This is a genomic window from Klebsiella sp. HMSC16A12, assembly GCF_001808265.1.
Lineage (GTDB): Bacteria > Pseudomonadota > Gammaproteobacteria > Enterobacterales > Enterobacteriaceae > Klebsiella > Klebsiella pneumoniae.
The window spans coordinates 156,510-164,714 of sequence record NZ_KV792648.1 but is presented as its reverse complement, the minus strand read 5'-3'; the positions used below and the strand labels follow the sequence as shown (position 1 = coordinate 164,714).

Here is an 8,205-nt window from a genome sequence, read left to right as displayed (position 1 = left end):
CTGGCCGCCCCCTGTGCGCTCCCTGCGCCATGAAAAACAGAGTGCAGAAAAAATAACCGGGAGCGCAAAGAACGCTGAAGTCACACGTGATACACGCTTTTGCCGGACTGAGAAAGTGGCAATCCGATAACAGAATCTACAATACACGTAGACCTACGCAAGCGCAGCGCCGCCGGGCGATTGCCGCGGGCACGGAGCCGCTTTTATGCCGGGCGGCGGCTGACGCCTTACCCGGCCTACGGTCCGTGCCATTTGTAGCCCCGGTAAGCGCAGCGCCACCGGGGAAATTGATCTTACTGTTCAGTGGCTACCTGCAGCGCCGTTTTACGCACCCGCGCATACCACACCACCGTCAGCAGCCCGAGCCAGACCAGGCCGGCGATCAGCGCCATCCGCGTTTCGGCAAACATCCCTAATACGGCGATGACCAGCCCCATAAACAGCAGCGTCAACAGCGGCGCAACCGGCCAGAACGGAATGGGAAAGGCGATCTGGCTGCGCTCTTCGGCAGACAAACCGCGGCGCATGGCAAAATGGGATAGCAGAATCATCAGCCACACCCATACCGTGGCGAATGCCGCCAGCGAAGCAATTAGCACAAATACCTGCTCGGGGATCAGATAGTTCAATACCACCGCCGCCAGCAGCGCGCCGCCCATGACCACCACCGTCATCCAGGGCACACCGTTGCTGGCGATGCGCTGGAAGCTTTTCGGCGCCAGCCCCTCTTTCGACATGCCGTACATCATGCGTCCGGCGCCAAAAATATCGCTGTTAATCGCCGAGATGCTGGCGCTGATCACAATGATGTTAAGGATGGTCGCCGCCGCCGGGATCCCCAGACCGTCGAAAATAAGCACAAACGGACTCCCCTGTTCGCCAAAGCTGTTCCACGGGAAGATCGCCATCAGCACCGCCAGGGTGCAGACGTAGAACAGGATAATGCGCAGCGGAATGGTATTGATGGCCTGCGGGATCACCTTCTTCGGATCCTTCGCTTCCGCGGCGGTGACGCCGATAATCTCCACCCCGCCGAAGGCGAACATCACGATGCCAAGCGAGGCGATAACGCCCTGCCAGCCGTTAGGGGCAAAGCCGCCGTGGCTCCAGAGGTTTTCCAGCCCGGTGGCTGGGAAGCTGTGGCCAAAGCCAAAGAAGATGATCCCCGCCCCCGCCAGCATCATGGCGATAATCGCCACCACCTTCACCAGAGACAGCCAGAACTCCATCTCGCCAAATACCCGCACGTTGCACAGGTTCATCGCGCCGATAAAGAAGATGATGCTGAGGATCCAGATCCAGCGCGGCACATCGGGGTACCACAACCCCATATAGATACCGAAGGCGGTGACGTCGGCCAGGGCGACGATCACCATTTCAAAGGTGTAGGTCCAGCCGGTAATAAACCCGGCCAGCGGCCCGAGATACTGGCGGGCATAGCTGCCGAAGGAGCCGGAAACCGGGTTGCGCACCGCCATCTCGCCCAGCGCGCGCATGACGATAAACACCGCCGCGCCGCCAATCAGATAGGCCAGCAGCACCGCCGGGCCCGCCGCTTTGATGGCTGAGGCCGAGCCATAGAACAGCCCGGTGCCGATAGCGGAGCCGAGCGCAATAAACCGAATGTGTCGGGCATTGAGCCCGCGCAGCAGATGTGGCTTGTGTTGTTGTTGCATATACAGGTGTCCTGATTTTTTTATATGACGACAAATATGCGATGTAGGGCGGTCGGGGGAATGACTTCCCCCGACGCGGGTACAGAGAACAACGGTGATTAATGCAGTACGGCAGGCAGCAGACGCGTCAGGTGACGGGCCGCCAGAAGCGCAATGGCGTTATCGATATCCGGGGCGAAGTAGCGATCCTGCGTATAGTGCGGCACGCGTTCGCGCAGCAAGTGACGCGCCTCTTCCAGCAGCGGACTGGTGGTCAGTCCTTCGCGCATATCCAGCCCCTGCGCCGCCGCCAGCCACTCAACGGCCAGCACCCCGCGGGTGTTCTCGGCCATCGCCCACAGGCGGCGACCGGCCGCCGGCGCCATCGAGACGTGGTCTTCCTGGTTGGCAGAGGTGGGCAGGCTGTCAACGCTATGCGGGTGCGACAGCGCTTTGTTTTCACTGGCTAAGGCCGCCGCCGTGACCTGGGCAATCATAAACCCGGAGTTGACGCCGCCATTTTTGACGAGGAACGGCGGCAGCTGCGACATATGGCTGTCCATCATCAGCGCGATGCGGCGCTCGGAGAGCGAGCCGATTTCGGCGATCGCCAGCGCGATATTATCCGCGGCCATCGCCACCGGTTCGGCATGGAAGTTACCGCCGGAGATGACGTCATTTTCGGCGGCAAAGACCAGCGGGTTATCGGAGACCGCGTTGGCTTCAGCCAGCAGCACCTCAGCCGCCTGGCGGATCTGCGTCAGGCAGGCGCCCATCACCTGCGGCTGGCAGCGCAGGGAGTACGGGTCCTGCACCTTGCTGCAGTTATGGTGCGACTGCGAGATCGCGCTATCGTCGGTCAGCAGGTGGCGATACAGCGCCGCCGCATCAATCTGCCCGCGCTGGCCGCGCACTTCATGGATGCGCGCATCAAACGGACGACGTGAGCCCAGCGCCGCTTCGGTGGTTAACGCCCCGCAGACGACCGCGGAGGCGAACAGATCCTCGGCTTCGAACAGACCGCGCAGGGCAAAAGCGGTCGAGGCCTGGGTGCCGTTGAGTAGCGCCAGCCCCTCTTTCGCCGCCAGGGTAATCGGCTCCAGCCCCACCTGACGCAGCGCTTCGGTGGCCGGCAGCCATTCGCCGCCGCGTACCCGCGCTTTACCTTCTCCGAGCAGGGTCAGCGACATATGCGCCAGCGGCGCTAGGTCGCCGGAAGCGCCGACGGAGCCTTTGGCCGGGATCCACGGCGTCACGCCGGCATTCACCAGGCCAATCAGCGCCTGGATCACGCTCAGGCGGATCCCGGAGAAACCGCGGGACAGGCTGTTAATCTTCAGCACCATAATCAGCCGCGCCAGATCATCGTCCAGCGGCTCGCCAACGCCCGCCGCATGGGACAGCACCAGCGAACGCTGCAGGTTCTCCAGATCTTCCGTCGAGATACGGGTTTGCGCCAGCAGGCCAAAACCGGTGTTGATGCCGTAGGCGGTACGCCCTTCGGCAAGGATGGCGTTGACGCAGGCCACGCTCTCGTCAATGGCGGCAAACGCGCTGCTATCAAGGGTAATGTTCAGCGGGTGGCTGTAAACGTCGCGGAGCTGCGACAGGCTGAGTTGACCCGGGATCAAAGTTAAAGATTTCATTTAGCGTTCCCCTGCGTTGCCGCCACCATCGGAAGATTCAGACCCTGTTCTGCTGCGCATTCAATGGCAATCTCATACCCCGCGTCGGCATGACGCATCACGCCGGTGGCCGGGTCGTTGTGCAGGACGCGGGCGATACGCGCCGCCGCTTCATCGGTACCATCGCAGACGATAACCATCCCGGAGTGTTGCGAGAAGCCCATGCCTACCCCGCCGCCGTGGTGCAGCGACACCCAGGTCGCGCCGCTGGCGGTATTGAGCAGGGCGTTGAGCAGCGGCCAGTCGGAGACCGCATCAGAACCATCGCGCATCGCTTCGGTTTCGCGGTTCGGGCTGGCGACGGAGCCGGAGTCAAGGTGATCCCGGCCAATGACGATCGGCGCGGAGACTTCGCCGCTGCGCACCATTTCGTTAAACGCCAGACCGAGCTTTTGCCGCCACTCCAGACCGACCCAGCAGATACGCGCCGGCAGTCCCTGGAAGCTGATGCGCTCGCGCGCCATATCCAGCCAGTGGTGCAGATGCTGATCATCTTTAATGATCTCTTTTACTTTCGCGTCGGTTTTGTAGATATCCTGCGGATCGCCGGACAGCGCTACCCAGCGGAACGGGCCGATACCGCGGCAAAACAGCGGGCGGATATAGGCCGGCACGAAGCCCGGGAAATCGAAGGCGTTGCTGACGCCCACTTCCTGCGCCATCTGGCGGATGTTGTTGCCGTAGTCGAAGGTTGGGACCCCCATCTCATGGAAGGCCAGCATCGCCTGCACGTGATCGGCCATCGAGCGTTTCGCCGCCAGAATAGTGCCCTGCGGGTCGGATTCGGCTTTCTGCTGATACTCTTCCCCGCTCCAGCCTTTCGGCAGATAGCCATGCAGCGGGTCGTGGGCGCTGGTCTGGTCGGTGACCATATCCGGGCGCACGCCGCGCTTCACCAGCTCCGGTACGATCTCCGCGGCGTTGCCGCACAGCGCGATAGAGATGGCCCGCCCTTCGGCGGTGTATTTTTTGATGCGCGCCAGGGCGTCATCCAGCGAGGTGGCTTGCTCATCCACGTAGCGGGTACGCAGACGGAAATCGATGCGGCTCTGCTGACATTCGATGTTCAGCGAGCAGGCGCCGGCCAGCGTCGCGGCCAGCGGCTGCGCGCCGCCCATGCCGCCCAGACCGGCGGTTAATACCCAGCGGCCTTTCAGGCTGCCCTGGTAGTGCTGGCGACCGGCTTCGACGAAGGTTTCGTAGGTACCCTGCACGATGCCCTGGCTGCCGATGTAGATCCAGCTGCCGGCGGTCATCTGGCCGTACATCGCCAGCCCTTTGGCATCCAGCTCGTTAAAGTGTTCCCAGGTGGCCCAGTGCGGGACCAGGTTGGAGTTGGCGATCAGCACGCGCGGTGAGTTTTCATGGGTTTTGAATACGCCCACCGGCTTCCCGGACTGCACCAGCAGGGTTTCATCGCTTTCCAGGTTCTTCAGTGCCTTCACGATAGCGTCATAGCATTCCCAGTTGCGCGCTGCGCGACCAATACCGCCATAGACCACCAGCTCGTGCGGGTTTTCGGCGACATCGGGATCAAGATTATTCATTAACATACGCAGCGGGGCTTCGGTCAGCCAGCTCTTCGCGGTCAGCGTCGTGCCTCTTGGCGCACGGACGTCCAGCTGGCGATATTTGCTTTGCGACATCGGGGTTTCTCCTGACAATGAACGTTGTTTACGTAGATACATATACTTGTATATACAAGCATGCGCAAGCCAGGATTTAACAGAAATGATACAATTTTGTTATATTGCGTCAGCAATCACGTTTTGCTGACGCCAGCGTGGATCAGGAGCCAAAGCGCCCCTGCAGACGATATCGGCTACCGGGGAACAGCAGGCGCGCGTGGGAGACGATGTGGGTTGTCGACCAGGTGCGGCGACGGATCAGCAGGCACGGATCGTGGGCGTGAATATGCAGCAGCGCGCACTCTTCCGCCGTGGCCTGCACCGCTTCAACAATATGTTCACCTTCGGTTAACGGCGCGATCAGCGACAGGTAATCATGGGGCGTGGTGGCGGTGTAGGCCTGATGCAGATAGTCCGGGACCACTGCGGCATTGACGCAGCGATCTTCGATTTGCACCGGCACCTCGTTTTCGTAATGCACCATCAGCGAGTGAAAAATGCGGGTGCCTTCCGGGACGCTGAGCGCCGTCGCCAGAATATGATCCGCCCGGGTCTCCTCAAGCAGGAGTACCTCACAGCGGTGCTGATGGTGACGGGCGACAATTTCTGCGGCAATACTGCGCACCTCGAACAGCGCCGACTGCCCTTTCGGCTCGGCGACAAAGGTTCCCACCCCTTGCAACCTGACCAGCAGGCCTTCGTCCGTCAGCTCACGCAGCGCGCGATTGATGGTCATTCGGCTGAAGCCGAACTGGGCCACCAGCTCAGCTTCCGACGGGATACGGTCATGCGGTCGCCAGACGCCGCTGTGGATCTTTTCGCTGATCGCCTGCTTCACCTTTTCATAGAAAGGCGCGGGCGCGGAACGAGGTTGTTGTGCAAACATGGCCTGGCTTTCCTTATGTGTAATAAGCGGAGCGGCGAAACGAAAATAATAGCGCGGATCGCTAGCGCCACCAATGGGCGATTTGCCATGCCACACGGGCCGCCGCGCGAGCGCCCTGACCGTCAATGTCAAACAGCGGGTTAAACTCCACCAGATCCACCGCCTGCAGCTTACCGCTGCGGCACAGCGGTTCAACGATGCGCAGCAGCGTGGCCAGCGGCACGCCCAGCGCCGCCGGGGCCGACACCGCCGGCATTTCTCGCGCCGGCAGCACGTCGAGATCGATAGTCAGATACAGACGGTCGAATTGCGCGATATTGCGCTCAAGCTCCGGCAACACGCGAGTTTCGAAGGCTGTCAGCACCTCCAGATCTTCAATGATAGCCACCTGGCGGCGCGCCGCTTCATCCCATAGCGCCTGGGTGTTCGCCGCCCGGCTAACCCCGATGCAGGTATAGTGAAAACCGCGCTGCTGCGCGTCACACTCCAGCGCCAACTGGCGGAACGGCGTCCCGGAGCTGGCGCATTCGGCAAAGCGCAGATCCAGATGCGCATCGAGATTAATAATGCCCACTTTTTCGCCCGGGAAGGCGTCCAGTACCCCAGCGCCGTGGCCGAAGGCCGTCTCGTGGCCGCCGCCCAGGACCAGCGTGCGTTTACCCGCCCGCTGACAGTCGGCCACCGCCTCGCGCAGCGCCTGATGCGCGGCTTCTAACTGCTCGCCGTCGACGCTGATGGTGCCCATATCCACGCAGCGGTCATGACCCTGATGGCTGGCCATATTGGCCAACGCCCGGCGCAGGGTCGCCGGGCCGTCCGCTGCCCCGGTACGCCCCTTGTTACGCCGGACCCCTTCGTCACAGGCGAAGCCGAGCAGCGCGATATCGCCGGGCATCTCCTGCGGCGCGAAGCGTTCCGCGCGGGCGATGGTCTGGAACAGGCGCAGCGCATTGGGCGCTTCCGCGCTGTCGTCGCGTCCCTGCCAGAGACTGGCTGGCGTAGCTTGCCACAGCATCATTGCAACTCTCCTTGAACAACGCGATGCCAGAGCGGACTGCGCCCCGGCTCATACACCATCTCGACGGGATGCTCAGCATCCCAGATGGCGAAGTTAGCGACAAAGCCCGGCGCCAGCTGGCCGTGGCTGGCCTGGCGCCCCAGCGCCCGCGCGGCATGGCGCGTCACCCCGGCCCACGCCTCCTCCGGCGTCAGGCCAAACTTAACGCAGGCCATGTTCATCGCCAGATGCAGGCTGGCGAAGGGGCTGGTGCCGGGGTTGAAATCGGTCGCCACCGCCATCGGCACCTGGTACTTGCGCAGCAGCTCAACCGGCGGTTTACGGGTTTCATTAAGGAAGTAGAACGCGCCGGGGAGCAGGGCTGCCACGGTGCCGCTTTCGCGCATCGCCGCCACGCCCTCTTCCGTCAGATACTCGATATGGTCGGCGGAAAGCCCATGATAGCGGCTCACCAGCTGCGCGCCGCCCAGCGATGAGAGCTGCTCAACGTGGCCTTTTACCGGAATGCCCAGCGCCTGCGCCGCCTGAAAGACGCGCTCAGTTTGCTGCGGGCTGAAGCCGACGTTTTCGCAGAAGACGTCAACGCTTTCAAACAGTCCCTCCTGCCACAGCGTCGGCAAAATGGTCTCGCAGACCAGCGTAATATAGCCGTCAGCATCGCCTTGATATTCCGGCGGCGTGGCGTGGGCGGAGAGCAGCGTCGCCGACAGTTCCACGCCATTATGATCGGCCAGTTGTCGGGCGACCCGCAGCATTTTGCGTTCGTTTGGCAGGTCGAGGCCGTAGCCGGATTTGATCTCCAGGGTGGTCACCCCTTCACGCAGCAGGCGTTCCAGACGCGGCTGGGCCAGCGCCAGTAGTTCAGCTTCGCTGCTGTCGCGCGTGGCGCGCACGGTGGAGTTAATGCCGCCGCCGCTGGCGCTGATGGTTTGATACGACACGCCGTTCAGCCGCTGCTCCCACTCCTGGGCCCGGCTGCCGCCGAAGACGAGATGGGTGTGGCAGTCGATTAATCCCGGCGTTACCAACCGGCCTTCAAGATCGATACTGCGCCCGCTGGGGACGTCATCTTCGGCGACAATCGCCGCGATGCGGCCGTCGCGCACCAGCAGCGCATGGCGCTCCAGCAGGCCGTAAGGTTGAGCGTGATCGGGGTTCAGGGTGGCGAGACGCCCGTTTCGCCAGATAACGAGTTCGGAAGTGGCTTCAGTCATAGCGCTTAACTTGTCATGGGTTGTATAGACATCTATTTTCATAACGCCGGTAAAGTCAACAATAGCGCAGGGAAATGTTATTTTTTTGTGACTAAAGACCATCCGGCAGGGCTGCGCGT

General features: G+C 62.1%; 6 protein-coding genes. All 6 read right to left on the bottom strand.

What is annotated here, in order from left to right; genetic code table 11:
* Window positions 1-293: 293 nt before the first annotated feature.
* Window positions 294-1,676, bottom strand: a complete 1,383-nt coding sequence (locus HMPREF3140_RS25495) for an amino acid permease (RefSeq protein ID WP_004147672.1) — start codon at window positions 1,674-1,676, stop codon at window positions 294-296.
* Window positions 1,677-1,774: 98 nt separating this feature from the next.
* The gene (hutH, locus tag HMPREF3140_RS25490) at window positions 1,775-3,301 is read right to left on the bottom strand and encodes a histidine ammonia-lyase (protein ID WP_004179088.1); all 1,527 of its coding nucleotides are present in this window, start codon (window positions 3,299-3,301) and stop codon (window positions 1,775-1,777) included.
* On the bottom strand, window positions 3,298-4,986 hold the full coding sequence (hutU, locus tag HMPREF3140_RS29450; RefSeq protein ID WP_070553163.1) for a urocanate hydratase: 1,689 nt from the start codon (window positions 4,984-4,986) through the stop codon (window positions 3,298-3,300). The genes hutH and hutU overlap by 4 nt, the downstream gene beginning before the upstream one ends.
* A 142-nt stretch (window positions 4,987-5,128) precedes the next feature.
* Window positions 5,129-5,854 (bottom strand): histidine utilization repressor, encoded by a 726-nt coding sequence (locus HMPREF3140_RS25480; protein WP_070553160.1) that lies wholly within the window; start codon window positions 5,852-5,854, stop codon window positions 5,129-5,131.
* A 61-nt stretch (window positions 5,855-5,915) separates the two neighbouring features.
* The gene (gene hutG / locus HMPREF3140_RS25475) at window positions 5,916-6,872 is read right to left on the bottom strand and encodes a formimidoylglutamase (protein WP_032411080.1); all 957 of its coding nucleotides are present in this window, start codon (window positions 6,870-6,872) and stop codon (window positions 5,916-5,918) included.
* Entirely contained in the window at window positions 6,869-8,188 is a 1,320-nt protein-coding gene (gene hutI, locus HMPREF3140_RS25470) for an imidazolonepropionase (protein WP_165454727.1), read from the bottom strand. The genes hutG and hutI overlap by 4 nt, the downstream gene beginning before the upstream one ends.
* Window positions 8,189-8,205: the final 17 nt, after the last annotated feature.